General features: G+C 44.2%; 16 protein-coding genes. 10 read left to right on the top strand and 6 right to left on the bottom strand.

Annotated features, from left to right (window positions below; all coding sequences use genetic code 11):
• Positions 1-17 precede the first annotated feature (17 nt).
• The 4 genes from ACOCLE_RS16535 to ACOCLE_RS16520 all read left to right on the top strand — a co-directional run bounded on the left by ACOCLE_RS16535 (position 18) and on the right by ACOCLE_RS16520 (position 4,585).
• Complete coding sequence (locus ACOCLE_RS16535) at positions 18-1,832, top strand: PP2C family serine/threonine-protein phosphatase (RefSeq protein WP_419533403.1); 1,815 nt, start codon at positions 18-20, stop codon at positions 1,830-1,832.
• On the top strand, positions 1,829-2,761 hold the full coding sequence (locus ACOCLE_RS16530; RefSeq protein WP_419533402.1) for a protein kinase domain-containing protein: 933 nt from the start codon (positions 1,829-1,831) through the stop codon (positions 2,759-2,761). Before ACOCLE_RS16535 ends, ACOCLE_RS16530 begins: the two co-directional genes overlap by 4 nt.
• Before the next feature lie 73 nt (positions 2,762-2,834).
• Complete coding sequence (locus ACOCLE_RS16525) at positions 2,835-3,725, top strand: IS982 family transposase (RefSeq protein ID WP_419533099.1); 891 nt, start codon at positions 2,835-2,837, stop codon at positions 3,723-3,725.
• A 290-nt stretch (positions 3,726-4,015) separates the two neighbouring features.
• Positions 4,016-4,585 carry a hypothetical protein gene (locus tag ACOCLE_RS16520; protein ID WP_419533401.1) on the top strand — a complete coding sequence of 190 codons (570 nt, stop codon included), beginning with the start codon at positions 4,016-4,018 and terminating at the stop codon, positions 4,583-4,585.
• Between the two features lie 93 nt (positions 4,586-4,678).
• Here the strand turns inward: ACOCLE_RS16520 and ACOCLE_RS16515 are convergent, their stop codons facing one another.
• The 4 genes from ACOCLE_RS16515 to tnpC form a co-directional block, all read right to left on the bottom strand.
• Positions 4,679-5,146: a hypothetical protein gene (locus ACOCLE_RS16515; protein ID WP_419533400.1), complete on the bottom strand. Its 468-nt coding sequence runs from the start codon at positions 5,144-5,146 to the stop codon at positions 4,679-4,681.
• Positions 5,147-5,503: 357 nt separating this feature from the next.
• Positions 5,504-5,968, bottom strand: a complete 465-nt coding sequence (locus ACOCLE_RS16510) for an IS1 family transposase (protein ID WP_419537223.1) — start codon at positions 5,966-5,968, stop codon at positions 5,504-5,506.
• Complete coding sequence (locus tag ACOCLE_RS16505) at positions 5,932-6,027, bottom strand: hypothetical protein (RefSeq protein ID WP_419537222.1); 96 nt, start codon at positions 6,025-6,027, stop codon at positions 5,932-5,934. The genes ACOCLE_RS16510 and ACOCLE_RS16505 overlap by 37 nt, the downstream gene beginning before the upstream one ends.
• Positions 6,028-6,211: 184 nt before the next feature.
• Positions 6,212-7,717 (bottom strand): IS66 family transposase, encoded by a 1,506-nt coding sequence (gene tnpC, locus ACOCLE_RS16500; protein ID WP_419532963.1) that lies wholly within the window; start codon positions 7,715-7,717, stop codon positions 6,212-6,214.
• Positions 7,718-8,221: 504 nt separating this feature from the next.
• Here tnpC and ACOCLE_RS16495 point away from each other — a divergent pair.
• The 3 genes from ACOCLE_RS16495 to ACOCLE_RS16485 are packed head-to-tail and all read left to right on the top strand — an operon-like array spanning position 8,222 to position 12,255.
• The gene (locus ACOCLE_RS16495) at positions 8,222-9,313 is read left to right on the top strand and encodes an SMODS domain-containing nucleotidyltransferase (RefSeq protein ID WP_419533399.1); all 1,092 of its coding nucleotides are present in this window, start codon (positions 8,222-8,224) and stop codon (positions 9,311-9,313) included.
• A 1-nt stretch (position 9,314) separates the two neighbouring features.
• Positions 9,315-11,516 carry a ThiF family adenylyltransferase gene (locus ACOCLE_RS16490; RefSeq protein WP_419533398.1) on the top strand — a complete coding sequence of 734 codons (2,202 nt, stop codon included), beginning with the start codon at positions 9,315-9,317 and terminating at the stop codon, positions 11,514-11,516.
• Between the two features lie 7 nt (positions 11,517-11,523).
• The gene (locus ACOCLE_RS16485; protein WP_419533397.1) at positions 11,524-12,255 is read left to right on the top strand and encodes an SAVED domain-containing protein; all 732 of its coding nucleotides are present in this window, start codon (positions 11,524-11,526) and stop codon (positions 12,253-12,255) included.
• 8 nt (positions 12,256-12,263) lie between these two features.
• Here ACOCLE_RS16485 and ACOCLE_RS16480 read toward each other — a convergent pair whose 3' ends face one another.
• A complete protein-coding gene (locus ACOCLE_RS16480; RefSeq protein ID WP_419532972.1) occupies positions 12,264-13,544 on the bottom strand; it encodes an ISKra4 family transposase in 1,281 nt (426 codons plus the stop codon).
• Positions 13,545-13,558: 14 nt separating this feature from the next.
• Between ACOCLE_RS16480 and ACOCLE_RS16475 the strand changes: the two genes are divergently transcribed.
• A complete protein-coding gene (locus ACOCLE_RS16475; protein ID WP_419533396.1) occupies positions 13,559-14,050 on the top strand; it encodes an SAVED domain-containing protein in 492 nt (163 codons plus the stop codon).
• A gap of 58 nt (positions 14,051-14,108) precedes the next feature.
• Here the strand turns inward: ACOCLE_RS16475 and ACOCLE_RS16470 are convergent, their stop codons facing one another.
• The gene (locus tag ACOCLE_RS16470; RefSeq protein WP_419533395.1) at positions 14,109-14,993 is read right to left on the bottom strand and encodes a hypothetical protein; all 885 of its coding nucleotides are present in this window, start codon (positions 14,991-14,993) and stop codon (positions 14,109-14,111) included.
• Positions 14,994-15,234: 241 nt separating this feature from the next.
• Here ACOCLE_RS16470 and ACOCLE_RS16465 point away from each other — a divergent pair, with 241 nt between their 5' ends.
• Both ACOCLE_RS16465 and ACOCLE_RS16460 read left to right on the top strand, forming a co-directional pair.
• Positions 15,235-15,591 (top strand): hypothetical protein, encoded by a 357-nt coding sequence (locus ACOCLE_RS16465; RefSeq protein WP_419533394.1) that lies wholly within the window; start codon positions 15,235-15,237, stop codon positions 15,589-15,591.
• A gap of 52 nt (positions 15,592-15,643) precedes the next feature.
• Positions 15,644-15,835 (top strand): helix-turn-helix transcriptional regulator, encoded by a 192-nt coding sequence (locus ACOCLE_RS16460; protein WP_419533393.1) that lies wholly within the window; start codon positions 15,644-15,646, stop codon positions 15,833-15,835.
• Positions 15,836-15,941 lie beyond the last annotated feature (106 nt).

Here is a 15,941-nt window from a genome sequence, read left to right as displayed (position 1 = left end):
TGGCAAGCCTGGTCTCTATGCTGAGCTATGAGCCGGATGATGTTTTAATCAGTCAACTGTTACATGATGAAGCCTTCTGTTCCATTTACTCTGCGATTAAGAGTTTGGTGTGCAAGCATATCGAACAGCAAACCTCATTGGTTGCAAATCAAAAGCAAGAAGGTCCATTGGTTTTTGATTCTGCCACAGATAACAAAGTGAATGATGGCAAAAGCTCAAAAGCGAAAGAGCTAGAAGCTGATTGCTTAGTCGATCAAGCACCTACTGATAAGGCTGAAGAAGTGCCGGAAACCGAGCAGATTCACTCAATAGAGCCTGAACTCAATGCTGAGCAAAAAAATTGCAGAGAAGTAACCTCTGAACCAGAATTCATTGAGATGGATTCAGAAATGGCTACCGCGAGTGATGAAGGTACAGCTGACAGCGAAACTATACCAGGTGCTGGCGAGGATGAAGCCGCCATTTCCTCCCCCGGTGCTGAAGTTACAAAGACTGTAGATAACTCCTCCGAGCCACACGTTGTTGAAGAGCAAGCCAGCATCTCAAATATGATTCTGGAGACTGACTTTAGCTCCAGCGAAGAGCATGATATGAAGTCTGAAACCCCGAGTCTTCAACCAGTGAAAGAAAGAGAAACCATTCATGTAAATATGCCAAATGGCATGTGTGGCCGAGAATATTGCCAAGTAATCCAGCTGGATAATTTACATGTTGAGGAAAGCTGGATACCGCCAGAACTAGGCATGAATTTTGACGAGAGTTCAAATTCTATACAAGGCCTGCCAAATCAGGCTGGTGACTTTGAAATTCGTCTCAAGGGTTACATTGCTTCTGAAAGCGCTCTTGATGAAAAGGCCAGAAAAGATGTATTCGTGATTTCCCGCTTTACTATCAACCCTGATCCGCGCTCACTTTGGAAAAACATAGCGTCTGATTCTCAAGCGAGGTTTCATAAGCCTGATTTTGCCAGCAGCAGCCTTGATATCGCAGGGCTACGTATGGTTGCTGCCAGTCAAAGAGGGCGAAGTCATGCCCATAAAGGCACACACCGCGATGATGAAGCAGGAGTACAATATCTTGAAAAGAGTGGCTGGCATATTCTGGCTGTTGCTGATGGGGCGGGTAGCTGTGAATACTCAAGGCGCGGCTCTCAACTAGCCATCAAACTAGCTATGCAACATTTATCTGATCAACTGGATGGGGAGGCTGGAATACAACTAGAGTCATCGTGTTTAAACCAGGAGGATCTTGATAGTGTACTCAATCAATCTACGATTGAGGCAGTTCATACCACATTGGTAGAGGCTGCATGGAAAGCAGTTAAGGGAATTAACGCAGAGGCAGAAAGAAATGAGCTGAGTTTAAAAGATTTTTCAACAACGCTGTTATTAATGATCTGCAAGTCAACAGAAAAGGGAAATCTGGTTCTTTCATTTTCGATTGGTGATGGAGCTATTGCAGCATACAGCGAAGAAAATGGTGTTCGTCTTCTTTGTGTGCCTGATAGTGGTGAGTTTGCTGGCCAGACACGCTTTCTGGATAGCGGTATTTTCAAACAACCTGACGTCTATCAGCGAGTAAAGGCATGCATACTACCGCAGTACAATGCTTTGATGGTTATGACCGATGGTATCACTGATGCACGTTTCGAGACTGAAGCTATGCTAAGTGAGAATGCTCCCTGGCAAAAACTGTGGATGGAAATAAAACCTCTATTATCAGGCACAAAGGAAGACGCTGAAATTGCTATTCTGGACTGGCTCAATTTTTGGTCGCCCGGTAATCACGATGATCGCTCCATTGCAATCCTGAATCGGGGGGGAACGCAATGAGTAACACAGTTCGGGTTTCATTACCGGATGGAAACCATATCGAATACATTGACGATTTGATTGGTTCTGGTGCCATGAAAGATGTTTATTTCACTCCGTGTAAAACGAAAGTTGTCGCATTCTATCGTGACCCTCAGGATGCGGCTGCCCGTGAGCGTTTAGAAATGATTACCGGAGTTTATAAGGAACGGATTTTTGAGGCATCCGGTGGAGAATATTGGAGGGACTTATTTTGCTGGCCAGAGCAGATCATTGAGCATGAGGGTAAGCTTGGCCTTGTGATGCCTGTTTATCCAGGACATTTTTTCTTTGAACACGGCAGCGTTAATGATGACATGCTGGGGATTAAGGGCAAGGAGAAGCAGGGGAAATGGTATGCTTCTGCCAATAATCAGAACCGATTCCTCGATCCAAGAGAACGAGGTAACTGGCTAAATTATCTGCAGGTTTGTCTAAAAATAGCTCGCACCATCAGAAGAATGCACGCAGCCGGTTTAGCTCATTCCGATTTGAGTTATAAGAATGTTTTGGTTGCACCAACAAAAGCACAGACCTGTGTGATAGATGTCGATGGACTTGTTGTTCCCGGAAAATATCCGCCTGATGTTGTTGGAACTCCAGATTTTATTGCTCCTGAATGTGTAGCAACTGCACATTTGGATAAGCATGATAGTGCAAGAAAATTACCTAGCATACAGACTGACCGGCATGCGCTGGCCGTTTTGATTTATCACTATCTTTTACTCCGCCACCCTTTACGTGGCGACAAAGTTCATGCACTTGACCCCCATGATGATGAAACATTGGGTATGGGAGAAAAGGCACTGTTCATTGAGCATCCGACCGATATCAGTAACCGAATTAAACTCGAAAATGTCCGGGATAGTGAGCTTCCCTGGAAGGATACTAACGCCATGTGCGACTTTTAGGTTTGCATAAGGAGACATGACTGATCCTGCTTTCTGCTATTAAAAGCAGTAGAAAGCAAAGAAGGTTTCAGTCATGCCCGTTGAAGAGTTTATCACTACAGTCTACTGCTTGATCGACGATTTGGTAAAAGAGCTTTTTCCTGTACCACTGCGACTTCGAGGGTTTCCACCAAAGCTCACTGATAGTGAAGCGATCACCATGGAAGTTGTCGGTGAATGGCTTGGGCATCATAAGGACACTGAGATTTGGAAGTATTTTACCCGACACTGGCGACACCTGTTTCCTGACATTCCTTCACGCTCGGCATTTGTCAAACAGGCCGCCAACTTATGGCATGTGAAACAACGACTGCAAATTCGTATAGTCCAGATGATGCATGCAGATAATGCAGATATCCATTTAATCGATGGTTTTCCGATTGATGTTGTCGTCAGAACCCGTGCACCACAGAGCCGTATCTTTAAAGCTGAGGCTGGTTATGGTTACTGCGCTTCCAAGGACAAGAAGTTCTATGGCTTTCAGGGGCATTTGCTGGTTGAAGCACGAGGGATTCCTGTGGGTTTTACTCTGACCGCAGCGAACGTAGATGAGCGTGATGCAGCCTATGACATGCTCGAGACCATTTCTGGCCTCTTGCTTGGCGATAAGGGCTATATAAGGCCTGAGTTTAAAGCTGATTGTCAGGAATTAGGTATTGATCTTCAGACGCCACTGAGAAAAAACATGCAAGATGAACGTCCGAAGTCGTTTGTAAAGCTGGTATTACGGGTACGACGGAGAATAGAAACAGTGATAGGTCAATTGACAGAGCGCTTTGAAATAGAAAAGTGCCATTGTCGAGATAGATGGCATATGACATCACGTATCGCTCGGAAGTTACTGGCACATAATATTGGTTCTTATCTGAATATAATTGCTGGTCGTCCTGCAATACAGTTTGAGAACCTTATTTCCGAAGATTAAAAAACGGAAAGCAAATAATTGCGTGATTTTGAAGATACAACTTGGACTTACCATCATGCTAGCCCGGATATTTCATAAACGTGCTCCCGTTCTCGCTTGTCCTTTGCCGCCCTAAGGGAGTTTTGCTCGGTCGACCGTACTCCCCGGTACGGCACTCCCTCACAAAATCCCTTAGGGCGACAAAGTCCTGCCCGAGATTCGGGGCAGTTTATGAAATATCCGGGCTAGTAATTTGAGATAGTTTCAGACAAAGTCGCACATCGCGTGATACTAATAAACTGCCTTATACGATGACTGGCCCATATCTGAGCCAGCTTTTTGAACGGGCATTTATTGATGGCCTGCATCATCCTGGACTAAGGCCAACAGCGGATGAATGGGAAACTGCGCTGATTAAAACAATGGATCTGGTACAACCATGCAATAATCCTGTTTGTTCTCAAAAATGGTATGTTTTTGATAACAGAACCAGTCCATCGTGCCCATTTTGTCAGACCAAGTATGAAGGCCTGCTTCCTGTTTTAAACCTTTACTCATCAAGGGATGGGCAAAGCTTCAAGCCCGATAATCATCGTTTGATGGTTTATCGTGACCAGTCATTGTTTCCATACCATATCAATAGAAATATTGTACCTAACGAACGACTGGCTGAGCAGGATAAAAGTCGAGTTGGGTACTTTATCAATCATCAGGGCCGATGGCTGTTGGTCAATGAAAAAATGCAGGACCTGACAGATGTTGCTAATAAACGAGCAATACCTCCAGGTGAGTATATTGAATTAACGGATGGGCTTCAGCTGTTGTGTAGCAAAGAGCCTGGGGGGCGCCTGTTTGTTGTGCAGTTAGTAAATAAAACCTGATATTGCGGTTTGAATTTTCACTATAAGCTTTGAAGAGTCAGTTGTTCATTCTGACTCTTCTCTAGCATGTATGGAACGAAGGATTCCGAGCAATTAAGCTGATGCAACGGTAGAGTGGGTGTGTCTTGAAGATTGCTTGTTTTGAATACTTTTCTCAATTTCAGGATATATTTTATTCAGGAATAGACTTTGATTATGGATAGACATCATAGCGAAATGTAGATAAACCACATCATGACTGGTGCTGATCTTAACGAATTTTTTGGTTATCGCTATGTTTGTAACTTCTCCAATTAGAATTTCCTTATTCCTTTTCTCGTGGTCATCATAAACTCTGATCAAAGTACCATCATAATCCAGAAAAAATTTCCCACTGATCCTGTAAAGCCTTAAAGATTCGGAGAGCAAAAAGTATACAGTGTAAGCAAGAGCTGCAATGTTGATGAAATCGTAGGCATTATCGAAACTAAGGTACATTGGAGATAATGCAACAATAGAAACTGCGCATAAAATACGGCTTAGAATGCCGAAAGAGAAGTTCTTAATTTTGATAAGCATCATAACTTTACGGCTTTAAGCATTGTTTACGATGCCTTTTTAAAGAAGCCCGCCTAGCTAGTCCTCATTTAAAAGCCATCATTAAGGGTGGTATAGGTTAGTTACATGAAAGCAATTCTTTAGCGAGTAACTGGCTCCTGAGCCTCACGCAAGACTAGCATAGCGATTAAATACTCAAAAATCGATTTGCGGAAAATACCTACAGCCATTCTTGGTCATATCAATAATGCGATTTGCTATTTCAGGGCAGTTTCAATTATAGGCCTGCGGTATGTTTTTAATACACACCAGCGTCAGATTCATAAGGTCAGCTTGTGCTAATTATCACTTATCACTCCGTTCGTTTTATGCGGTGATGTATCAAAACTGTTGATAGTGGTTTCGAGAGATAAACTCCCCGATAACCTTATCATGAATGTCTATTGATCCTGAGAAGCAGATAGTCCTTCTGGATAACCGTTTCAAGCAATTCCTCAAGGTCAGATTCTGCCGCTCAATCCGCTGAGTAAAGTACTTTCCAATGATATGTTGATCTTCTACTAAACAGGATGTATATGACTGCCAGTCATCTGTACAGTAAAAACTGACTTTGAAGCGGGCCAGACGCTCCAACAGCTTTTTGAGCGTCTCTGTGCTTCTGGAGCCGAACGCATGGGCAATGATCTTCTTGAAACGTGGCTCCCATGCATAAAACAGCCAGCGTTGCTGCTTCTTGCTACCAACAAATGACCACTGTTCATCCATTTCGAAGATAATCTTGATCCGGGCATTTTCGAAGGGGAGTTGTGTTACTGTTGGCGGGTCGAGTTTTTTAAGCGAGCCAATACAATCGTTGGACTGATCTCAAGGACACGTCTGATATCTCTGACCCCGGAGCCATTCATGGTCATTTTTATGATCTGCTCATGAGTACCAGGCAGATTGCAGTTATAGCGATACTCAAGTTGGAAGCTCTTATTACAGTCCTTGCAGGCTATGTTCCCTTTAGTGGTTGGCGTTGTTTTTTCTTCATACCTTGGAGTAATAAATACATAGATTTTTATAGGTACTTAAGAAAAACCAACGTAACTATTCAGCACCCAGCAAAGGCGTATTGTTGTAATTTCGAACCGCTTTAAGAAGCGCCTGAAATATGTTCAACCCCTGCTTTTTAGCAGATGATAAATAGCTTCGGATTCGGGTAAACATGGTACCTCCGTCTTCGCTTCTGAAGCAGCCTGAGATCTTCTGCTTAAGTTTGGCCATCCTGGCATCACGTTCACTGCCATTGTTATCGAAGGGAATTGAAAAGTCCGACATGAAGCGCAACGTTTCAACCTTAAACTCAATAAGCCTTTTGAACAGGTTGTAGGCCTTGGTATTCCTGACCTTCTTACGTCCAAGCACCTGTCGTTGTTTTTCCATATAAGCGGTTTCCTTCGTGAGAGCCCTTTGAAGGATTTGGTCGTATATCGTCTCAATGCGAAGCTGTATTGCACCAGGCATTTGAGTCAGACCGGCTGCTTTGTATTTCTTGCAGAAGTGCCAGGAGAGCGTAAGCAATTTCATCAGCCGCAGAGCCAGCTTATTCGCATCCCTATCGACAACTCCCTGAAGCTCTCTCAGATGATGGGCATTACAAAGCACATGCACTGCCGCATAGGCAAAGTAGGACTTCCAATGATCGTGAACCAGAATGCCTGCAAAAGTCAGCAGGATGCCCATTGCATCCATTGCTTCACAACCTCGCCTTTCTGAGAGGTAGTAAAGCGTCCATTGGTCATCTCGCATAATGTGTAACCACCACAGTGAACCGTCAACCCGCATGCCAGTTTCATCCGCTCCTGCAACCGGACTTTCTTGTAAAGCATCGCGGATACTCTGCTCAGTAGAGGCCAGGTTCTCATGGGTATAGGCAACAAAATTGGCAACAGAGCCTGCGCTGACACTCATGCAATAAATAGTATTGAAATACTCAGACACCCGGTGATATGGGATGAAGTGATACTGGTTTAAATGAACAGCCATTGCCTGAGTCACTTCTCCGTATTGAGCAGCGGCTTTCACTCCTTGGGGAAACTCAGCGGTGTTCCGTTTACCACAAGGACATACTTTAACGTCTGCCCAGTACGCGGTAACTTCAAATTCTCCGGGTCTACCTGGATCAAAAACCTGTCGCTCAATGTATTTGGTGGGTTTAATATCGATAAGCGAAGACTGGCAACAGCAACATTTTTCAACCTTCAGATGCCTGACATAATCGGGTAAGGCGACACGTCTCAAACAAGAGCCTTGATGACCTTTCTGGCCACCTGGTTTATTGCCTGAAGATGGTCTAAGGCTTTTGGGGTTCGGTGTTTCCTGTGAGGAGCAGGGGGCTTCTTTGGAAGATGTATCACCTTTATCACTCCCTTTTTTACTGGGCTTTTGATAACCATCTGACGATGGTGGCTTACTACTGTTTTGACTGTTTTTATTAACCCTTTCTTCCAGTTCGCTGCAACGTTCCCGTAAAAGCGCATTCTCGGTCCGAAGCTCTTCATTCTCTTTAAGGAGAGCTTCGGTAAACGGAGTAGCTGGGAAGTCTGGTTCCATACTGGAGATTTGTTAGAAAAATTGAGTATAAGATGATGGTCGAAAAATCAGAAAATTCCAGATTTATATGAAGGGTGCTGAATAGTTACAAACCAACAGAGCATAGGGCTTGGGAAGAGCAGTGAAAGACCTTGCTCAGTGGATTTCTTAGCTGGCAATGGCGGATATTTAGGCTGATATTTAATTTTAATAGCGTTTCAGTATTTCTGTTTAATACCTGAATATCTACAGCTATTAAAACTACCACCAACCATTAAAGGGAACTTAGCCGTCCTTGCATCTATACCACTGGTGACCCGTCTCAGCTTTCCTATTCTTAGCAAGATTGAACGTTTGTTGACAATGGATACAGGCAACTTGAACTACAGCTATAGATGACTCACAAAGACAGGAATGTATCAGATCAACAGCCCTGACACATCACCGTCTCTTTTATTTTTTTATTCTCTATTGAAATATAAGAGAGCAGATCAAATATATACCTTCTATATCATGGGGGAATACATGGCGATCCAGGCTCACTTCAATACGTTCAATAAGAAAATCTACCTCACCAACCAGTCCAAAGGCTACAAAGAAGCTAAAGCGAAAGACGAAGGTATTCTCTCGGCAATCAAGGAGGCATTTCGCGAAGCGGGGTATCCGGTCATCGATACCTTTTTTCAGGGTTCTTTTGCGGTATATACCGCAATCAATAGCCTTGATGATGACTTTGATATTGATCGGGCACTGGTGATTGATGCAAGTCAGGCACCGGAAGACCCGGTCGCTCCAAAAAAAGTTGTCAAAAAGGTATTGGAGGATCGGAACTTCAAGGAGTCGAAGATCAAGAAACCCTGCATTACGGCTGATTACCAGAGTCTCAATCTTCATATTGACTACACCGTGTATAGATTGGATACCTGTCCCTGGCTTGGTGACAGTTACGAGCTGGCTGTGGGTAAGGAGGGCTCCGATAATAACAATAAAGAGTGGTCACCTTCTGACCCGAAAGGACTGATTGGCTGGATTGATGATGCAGATCGATATGGCAATAAGCCATTGGAAAAGCGAAAACAGTTCCGACGTTTGGTGCGTTATATGAAGCGCTGGAGGGATGAAAACTTTTCACCGGAGGTTAAAAAGAAGCTGTTCTCCATTGGTCTGACGGTGATGATCAAGGAAGTGTACTCACCAGGTTACTTTAGTGAAGAGCTGGAAGATGACCTGATGGTACTCAAAAAGGTAGTTGATGATATTCTGAATGCTGGCTACCTCGAAAAGGATTTCTGGACTGATAATTACCGCCTTTCTGTGAGGTTACCAAAGAAGCCCGAGCGGGATATTTTTCAGCACAAAGTAGACGGCGGCAGTAGTCCGGGTAGTGACTACAACCTGGGTAACCAGTTTCGCAATAAGTTGCTCCGGCTACAGGACAAACTGCAAAAGGCACTGGAGGAAGAAAGCGAAGTGAAGCAGTGTACCCTGTTGAATAGCGTTTTTGGTGACGATTTCCCGATACCTGAAGAAAAGGCATCGAATGCTGCCAAGGTAGCAGCGGTCAGTACGGCATACCTTCCTGTCGCCGGTGCTTCCGGTACATCCCAGGGGGCTTGAGTTGGATTACGACGCCATCTATGAGCACTTTCTTGACGGGGAATATGATGTACAACCGCTGGAATATTCCGGGCAGACTGTGCTGTCGGTTAACTTTGAATGTGGCGATGAAATTGCCACTCTTATCCACTTCACTGTTTCAGAGTTGGAAGCGTTACCCTCATTTTATCTTTTGAATCATAAGCGGTATGGTCAGTTAGCTCACGTGCTGGCAGGCTTTGATGACCCAGATATTGGTTCGGTATGTGTGAATGACCGTGATTCGGTTTCAGTCAATTTTGAGCGACCAGAGCTGGCGTTTGAAGAGTCGATCAAACGTCATATCTCGCTGTTAAGGTCGGTAATAGAAAACCCTGAGCATAATGAGCAGGAGCTGCTGAGGGAGTTTCGATCTAACTGGCACCATGCAGCCTCGAAGCTGTGGGAGAGTTTTTTTAAGATGGTTTATGTCGCACCGGCCAGTAAAGAGTTTGAGGTGTTGGAGCTTTACTCACCGGTTCAGCCCGGTAAGTTCTTTTCTATACCGACGTCGCATGTTGCACTTTCATCGCAGGCTGCTGGGGAAGACCTTGCCGAGTACTTTCGAAAAAGAGATCGACATCGGTGTAATTATGCCCAGAGTCTGGTTATTCCACTGGAAAGCGTTGACGTAAATCTACCCCGCACAACACCTGAACTCAGGGAATGGGTAATTCGTAATCTGGAAAGGGTGAGTCAGCAAACCAGGGAACGGATTGAGCAGTCGGTTCTCGGCTTAAGAGCGAAAGAGTTCTGGTTGATGTTGAACTGTCCCACTCCTTCCGGAGTGACCTGGTTTGGTATCCGGCTTTTTCAGGGGGATAAAAAGTCGTTTCCAGATACCAATGAAAAAATATCGCGCTGGAAGGTTGAGCCACTGGTGGTGGAAGCGTTTCATAGAGAGCGCTTAATGCCCCGCAGTGGTGCTAACTGCGAATTGTCGGATAAACGAGTGTTGCTGGTAGGGTGTGGTTCAGTTGGCAGTGAGCTGGCCGATAAGTTGGGAGCTGCCGGGGTTGGCTATCTGGATATTTGTGATCCGGATAATCTCTCGGTGGCTAATATTTATCGCCATACGTTGGATCAGAACTTTATTGAATATCCCAAAGCATCATCGGTGGCTTTTCAGCTGAGACAAAAATACCCATGGTACAAAGTACGAGGGTATAGCGATCGTTTACTTGATTTCCGGAAGCAGGACCTTGCTTCGCGATATGACTTGGTCATTGTTGCTATCGGGTCTCCTACCCATGAACGATTGTTTCACCAGCATCTTCAGGAGCACAAAATTAATATTCCTGTCGTTTATACCTGGCTGGAAGGTTACGGTATTGGTGGGCACGTGGTGCTTGATATAGCCGGGAAGAAGGGCTGCTTGAGATGCGCGTATGTGGATAATGATAGTGGTCGGCGTGGATTGGCGTCTAACCTGAACTTCCTGCAAACCGATCAGAATATAGTGAAAAATTATGCTGGCTGTGGGGAAATGTTCATCCCTTATGGTGCGGTCAGTTCTGCCCAGACGGCGTTAACCGCTGCCGATCTGGCCATCCGTTACCTCAATGGAAAGCTTGAGCAATCATCAAAGGTGAGTTGGAAAGGGGACCGGAAATATGTGGATGAAGAAGGTTTTTTATTAACTCGCCGTTATGATCGGTTTAACGCTTCTTTAAAAGTGTTGCCTTTATATCATCCAGCCTGTGATATCTGTGGTTCGCACAATAAAGTCGTTTTTGCATATCAGGATATTCAGTTGTCAATTCCTGAGCACGTGTTAGAGAGGCTTTCAGAATTCAGGCAGATTTCACCAGAGCACCCTGAAGCAGCCGGACTATTGATTGGTTATGCAGATGTTAAGGGAAATACCACGATTGACAGGATAACCCTCCCGAAGCCCACTGATACCCGAAAACGTGCTTATTTCAGTCTGGATGCTGAGCGTCACCAGGAAGAAGTGGATCAGGCATTTGAAGATTCAGATGGCGTGCTTGGTTATTTTGGTACGTGGCATACACATCCTCAGGCTGTTCCGGCTCCTTCGAATCTTGACTTGATGGACTGGCAGAAACACTACGATGAAAATACGAACCGGCAGTTGTTCTTTATCGTCGCAGGTACTGAAAAAATGTCAGTTTATACCATGGTGAGTGGTAAATCGGTTGAGATGAAAATGGACGAGTATTGAGGAACATATGTACTGGGAGAGGTTCAAATGGCTGGCTTTAACAGCCCTGAGGCTCAAAAGGACGGCGTATCCAAAAACTAAATGGGGGGCTGGGCTTTGTGTATTAGCTATGCCGTCAGTTTTTTTCTCGATTGGTGTACTTGCTGTTGAGTTTGAAAGTGGATATCTGATTGACTCTATTACCTTAACGGGGCAAGAAGCTTCTGTATATGGAATGTTCTTATCTGCTTTTCTGGCTATAGTTGGTGCATTACTGATTTACTCTGAGTGGAATATGACAACACGACATACTGCAAAGGTGTTCATTTCCGCAATGCCCGGTGTGTCTAACGACTTTCCCGATGAGGTGTTGGACCCGACCGAGAAAGAATTCTGCCGGGAGTCGGTGGCGCTTGGAGTGCCTCAGGGTCGCAAGGAAAATATCGAGGAACAGGTTGTTCGTTACAACGCAGAACTAGAAGTTGATATTTTTAAGCGATTTATTCTTCATGGGAAGTGTCAGCGGGTCTATATGGGCGGATTGGCGAGAGTGCCTTTTATGCTGGCTTATGGAGCATTACTTCGAAATGTCTCCGCTGAGATAATTTATTTCGATAAATTTCACAAGCAGGGTAAGTGGTCTCTGCTGGATGATGAAAACAAGAGCATCTCATTAACCGAGGTGGTGCAACCTCAGTCGTCTATTAATGCCAGCGGTGATGCAGGAATCGCCATTGGCTTGGGTGCTCTCTCAATTTGATAACTGACTCATAGGTTAGCTTCAACCTTTCCAGTCATGAACTCAGACCAAAGTTGTTCCCAGCGCCCCTTACTCTGGATCAGTGCTCTTGTTGTCAAAAGCACTTCCGCTCCTGTTGCTTTCCACCTCATTCCAGAACCACATAATCGTTGCTTTACCAGAGTCTTACAAGCCGCTTCAGTAACTCCTGAACCTATTGGCCAATGGCGTTTAAGCGCCTGATGATAATTCATTAACTGGTGATTGTTTGTAAAATAGCTCACAGCTTTGTAGCGCTTCTCTGTCAGTGCGATTGTCTTTTTCGGGAGCTCGGCTGATTCAATTTCCTGAAGGATTTTTTTGGCTGCTCCACGCTTGTTTTTCAAACTATGTAGCCTGTCTTCAAGCCACTGGTGTCGCTTCGCCTTACTGGTTGGAAACAGTGCTTCCGCTGCTCCAGCTAAATATTCAGATGCATGATAAAAATCGAGTATCTGCCCAGAGGTATGTTGTTTCAAATAACTCCAGTTTTCTCTAGCCCCGTCAGCTACCCCGATGTATGTGGCATTTGGGTAGAGTCGTTTTAGATCTGCAATCTCCTCGTCGAGCTTGCTCATAAAGCTTTGTTTACCATACTCTGGCGAACTGGCTGTATATATCGTGTGGAGCCTGTCTCCATCTGCAGAATATAGGCTCAATGTCCCACACATGGCTTCCCTCCAGCCTTCTTCACAAAGCAGCATGCAGGTTCCATCCAGACCAATGGCTATTGTTTCAACAGGCTCTTTTAGTGGAGGAAGGTGGTAGTGAGTGTCTTGCTGGTCTTCAATTAATGCACCTACTCTGTCCGATAAATGCTTGATATAAGAATTTGAAAGCGTCCTTTGATGGTTGGTCTCAAAATCTTCTTTTACCGCAGGCGCTGGCATCTGGCTGTATTTCCAGGCGATAGACTTGGCAAATTTGGGGGTAGCTGAACCAATAATACCGGCACGAAGATCAAGTGCTGCCAGAGTACTGCCACCTCTGACACCCTGATATACGGAGCGCTCCAAAGGTATACGACCGTATAAGGTTTCATAGTGCTTAAGAACCTTTCCTTTGTAGTTCCACTTCTGCTGATTAACGACGATAGGTTCTTTATTGGGTGATTCAAATAGCCCCAATAACTCTTTTGTTCCAAGCTGCCCGGCTTCATTGAGTGCACGCTGTAAACTATCTTCAAGATTCAGCATGTTGCCTGAATCTATAGAAACTTCAATTTGCAAAACGATGCTTTTGGTAGAGCTGGAAATAACAGAAGCGGGCATGACAGTTAACTATTATGAGTGGTGTTCCCATAGTAGCTGTGAAAATAGAGCACTATTGTTTCAATCATTCAGAGAGAGCACCCATTGGCTTTACGACACCCATTACGAAAGAACAACTTCCGTCAGCTCTTCGGGAGTCGACCGTTGTTGTAGAGTCCAGTGAACGTTGTGAGCGTAACTTGATCAAGAATCAGGATAATCTTGTGGAACTCAGTGCAGAAGTAGGGCGAATGATTGATGATTTATCCGCTTTACCCCAGTGCAAACGGGTTCATATCTTTCTATCAGTACAGTCCAGTTTTGCTATTGAACTTGGAAGAAGATTTCAGGAAGGTGTTCACAAAAACTGGGTGATTCATAACTTTAACCCACAAACTAACAGTTACGAGTGGGCTCTGGAGCTTTCCCAGCATGGGGTGAAAAAATATCATACCTCATGTAGCGAGGGCAGAATAAGTGGTATCAAATCTGGAGGGGAGCGAGAGCTATGTAATGCTGCCAATTGAGCTTGATAATTGCCCTGTAACGATTATAACCAAGCTCAATTTTACTGGATATTTGTAATCAAATGACATCTAGCAAGTTTGGTAAAATACTGGTAGCAGAATTTTGTGGATCAGTACTAGTCCTTTGACAGTGGTTATAAATGGCAGTATAGAGCTTGGCTCTCTGTTTCATGTTCAATGGAATTGCTTGCCGGTCACAGAAAAAGTTCACCACATCAATAACGTTGTACAGTAAATCGGAGGAAATAGAATCAGAGCAATTTGAAGACACTGTTATATCGTCTTGTAAGGGTTTCAGTACCTTATGGACATTATCTACTTTTACTACTGCAAGCATAGGGGTGACTTTTTTTTGGTCCCCAAAAAGTATAAGTGGCGACATTTCTCCTTTAATAATGGAAGTCAGCTCAGCTGGTTCGACATAAGTGCTGTACCAGTTTACTTCTTGTTCCCCTGAATCTCGCAATGAAAAGTGCTTTTCGAGAATGTCGTATAGAGTTTGTGAGAATTGGCCGCTGGAGAGTTCCCAGGCTCGGTATTGAACTGCTTCATTTCTATACTTATATTCTTTCTCACTGGCGATAGCTATGACCATTCGCTGGTTATCGTGGCATAAGTATATGTCTTGTTTACTGGCTCTTTGTGACGCCAAAATTTGCATAACATGGTTGGAAAAGTCATTTGAGTCCGATGCATTATAGATGCGAAATGCTCTTCCTTCTCCGGTTACCAACCAAGTCAGTTCAACGCCTTCCTGCAGATTTATTGCTTTTAAGATTTCAGACCCAGGAGTCTGACCTTTCTGCATTTTCTCAGCAGCACCTCTCGATATTCCAAGATTGGCAGCCCAAGGGTATAGCTTCCTTCCTGCAAGCAGATAATCCAGCCTTTCTCTGAAAGGGGGAAGCCCAGACTGTAGAGGGTAATAATAGTAGTAGTACACAGCCTATTCCCATCGGTAAATACTAATGATTATTTTAAATTCCAGTTATCACCATATCATCAAAATAAGAATATACCTATAAAAAAGTATTCATCAAAAAAGGATAAAGTCATTTTGGATGTTGACTTAATCTCTAGCCAAGCGTTAACCTCATAAAAGCAGTACATATAAGCGTGATGTATCAACGATTCTGTAATTGATGCATCTGGAAAAAAGCTAGGACAAATATGAGGGAGCGATTATGGCTGCATCGGAACTTGAGAAAAGAATTCAGGCAATAAACACAGAAAATGCAGAAAGAAGGGAGCAGACCCTTCGAAACTTTACCAGGGAGACTGCGGCTGTTGATTTGGCTCAAATGTCATTGATGCACAGCGGTAGTGGTGCCCAAGCAGCCGCTAAGTTGCTTATTGCTATGGAATTTGGAAAGCCATTTGAATTTCAGATGCTACTTAGCCTGGATTATGAGAACCGAGCAAAGGCAGACTTGATGATCGAAGGCTATCTGCCTCACGATTTATGGCCATCTCGGTGGATGAGCAGTGCGGGGGTTGATGGCCAAGGATTGATGGAAAAAGTATTCGATAAGTGGAAATAGTGGCGGCTGATGATATCAGGTCAATAGGGCATTGGAGGCAGGTAGGTATAGGATGGAAGCTGAAAAACTTATATCAATTCGAGATATTACTCGACTAACTTCTTTATCATCACCAACGATATATCGACTGATTAATGATGGGAAATTTCCACCAGGTCGAATGATTACCAAAAATAGGCGAGTCTGGCGAATGACTGACGTTAAAGCCGCAATGGAACAACTGTGGAGTGATGCTGGCTCCTAATCGTTTCAGCCTGGATCAATGTCATTCAGCATTGAAAGTTGATAGACGTTAAAATGATATTTTTGATATATCTCACTTAATTGACGACATAGTTTCTGGTGGTCGA

The organism is Endozoicomonas sp. (assembly GCF_965196975.1).
Lineage (GTDB): Bacteria > Pseudomonadota > Gammaproteobacteria > Pseudomonadales > Endozoicomonadaceae > Endozoicomonas.
Note: the sequence above shows the minus strand (reverse complement) of the source record. Positions and strands in the feature narration are given on the sequence as shown.

Coding starts and splice junctions, on each gene's coding strand:
- ACOCLE_RS16495 (WP_419533399.1), top strand. CDS start 8,222: ATGGCGATCCAGGCTCACTTCAATACGTTCAATAAGAAAATCTACCTC.
- ACOCLE_RS16485 (WP_419533397.1), top strand. CDS start 11,524: ATGTACTGGGAGAGGTTCAAATGGCTGGCTTTAACAGCCCTGAGGCTC.
- ACOCLE_RS16525 (WP_419533099.1), top strand. CDS start 2,835: ATGCCCGTTGAAGAGTTTATCACTACAGTCTACTGCTTGATCGACGAT.
- ACOCLE_RS16535 (WP_419533403.1), top strand. CDS start 18: ATGCTGAGCTATGAGCCGGATGATGTTTTAATCAGTCAACTGTTACAT.
- ACOCLE_RS16515 (WP_419533400.1), bottom strand. CDS start 5,146: ATGATGCTTATCAAAATTAAGAACTTCTCTTTCGGCATTCTAAGCCGT.
- ACOCLE_RS16465 (WP_419533394.1), top strand. CDS start 15,235: ATGGCTGCATCGGAACTTGAGAAAAGAATTCAGGCAATAAACACAGAA.
- ACOCLE_RS16475 (WP_419533396.1), top strand. CDS start 13,559: ATGAGTGGTGTTCCCATAGTAGCTGTGAAAATAGAGCACTATTGTTTC.
- ACOCLE_RS16520 (WP_419533401.1), top strand. CDS start 4,016: ATGACTGGCCCATATCTGAGCCAGCTTTTTGAACGGGCATTTATTGAT.
- tnpC (WP_419532963.1), bottom strand. CDS start 7,717: ATGGAACCAGACTTCCCAGCTACTCCGTTTACCGAAGCTCTCCTTAAA.
- ACOCLE_RS16480 (WP_419532972.1), bottom strand. CDS start 13,544: ATGCCCGCTTCTGTTATTTCCAGCTCTACCAAAAGCATCGTTTTGCAA.
- ACOCLE_RS16505 (WP_419537222.1), bottom strand. CDS start 6,027: ATGAATGGCTCCGGGGTCAGAGATATCAGACGTGTCCTTGAGATCAGT.
- ACOCLE_RS16460 (WP_419533393.1), top strand. CDS start 15,644: ATGGAAGCTGAAAAACTTATATCAATTCGAGATATTACTCGACTAACT.
- ACOCLE_RS16530 (WP_419533402.1), top strand. CDS start 1,829: ATGAGTAACACAGTTCGGGTTTCATTACCGGATGGAAACCATATCGAA.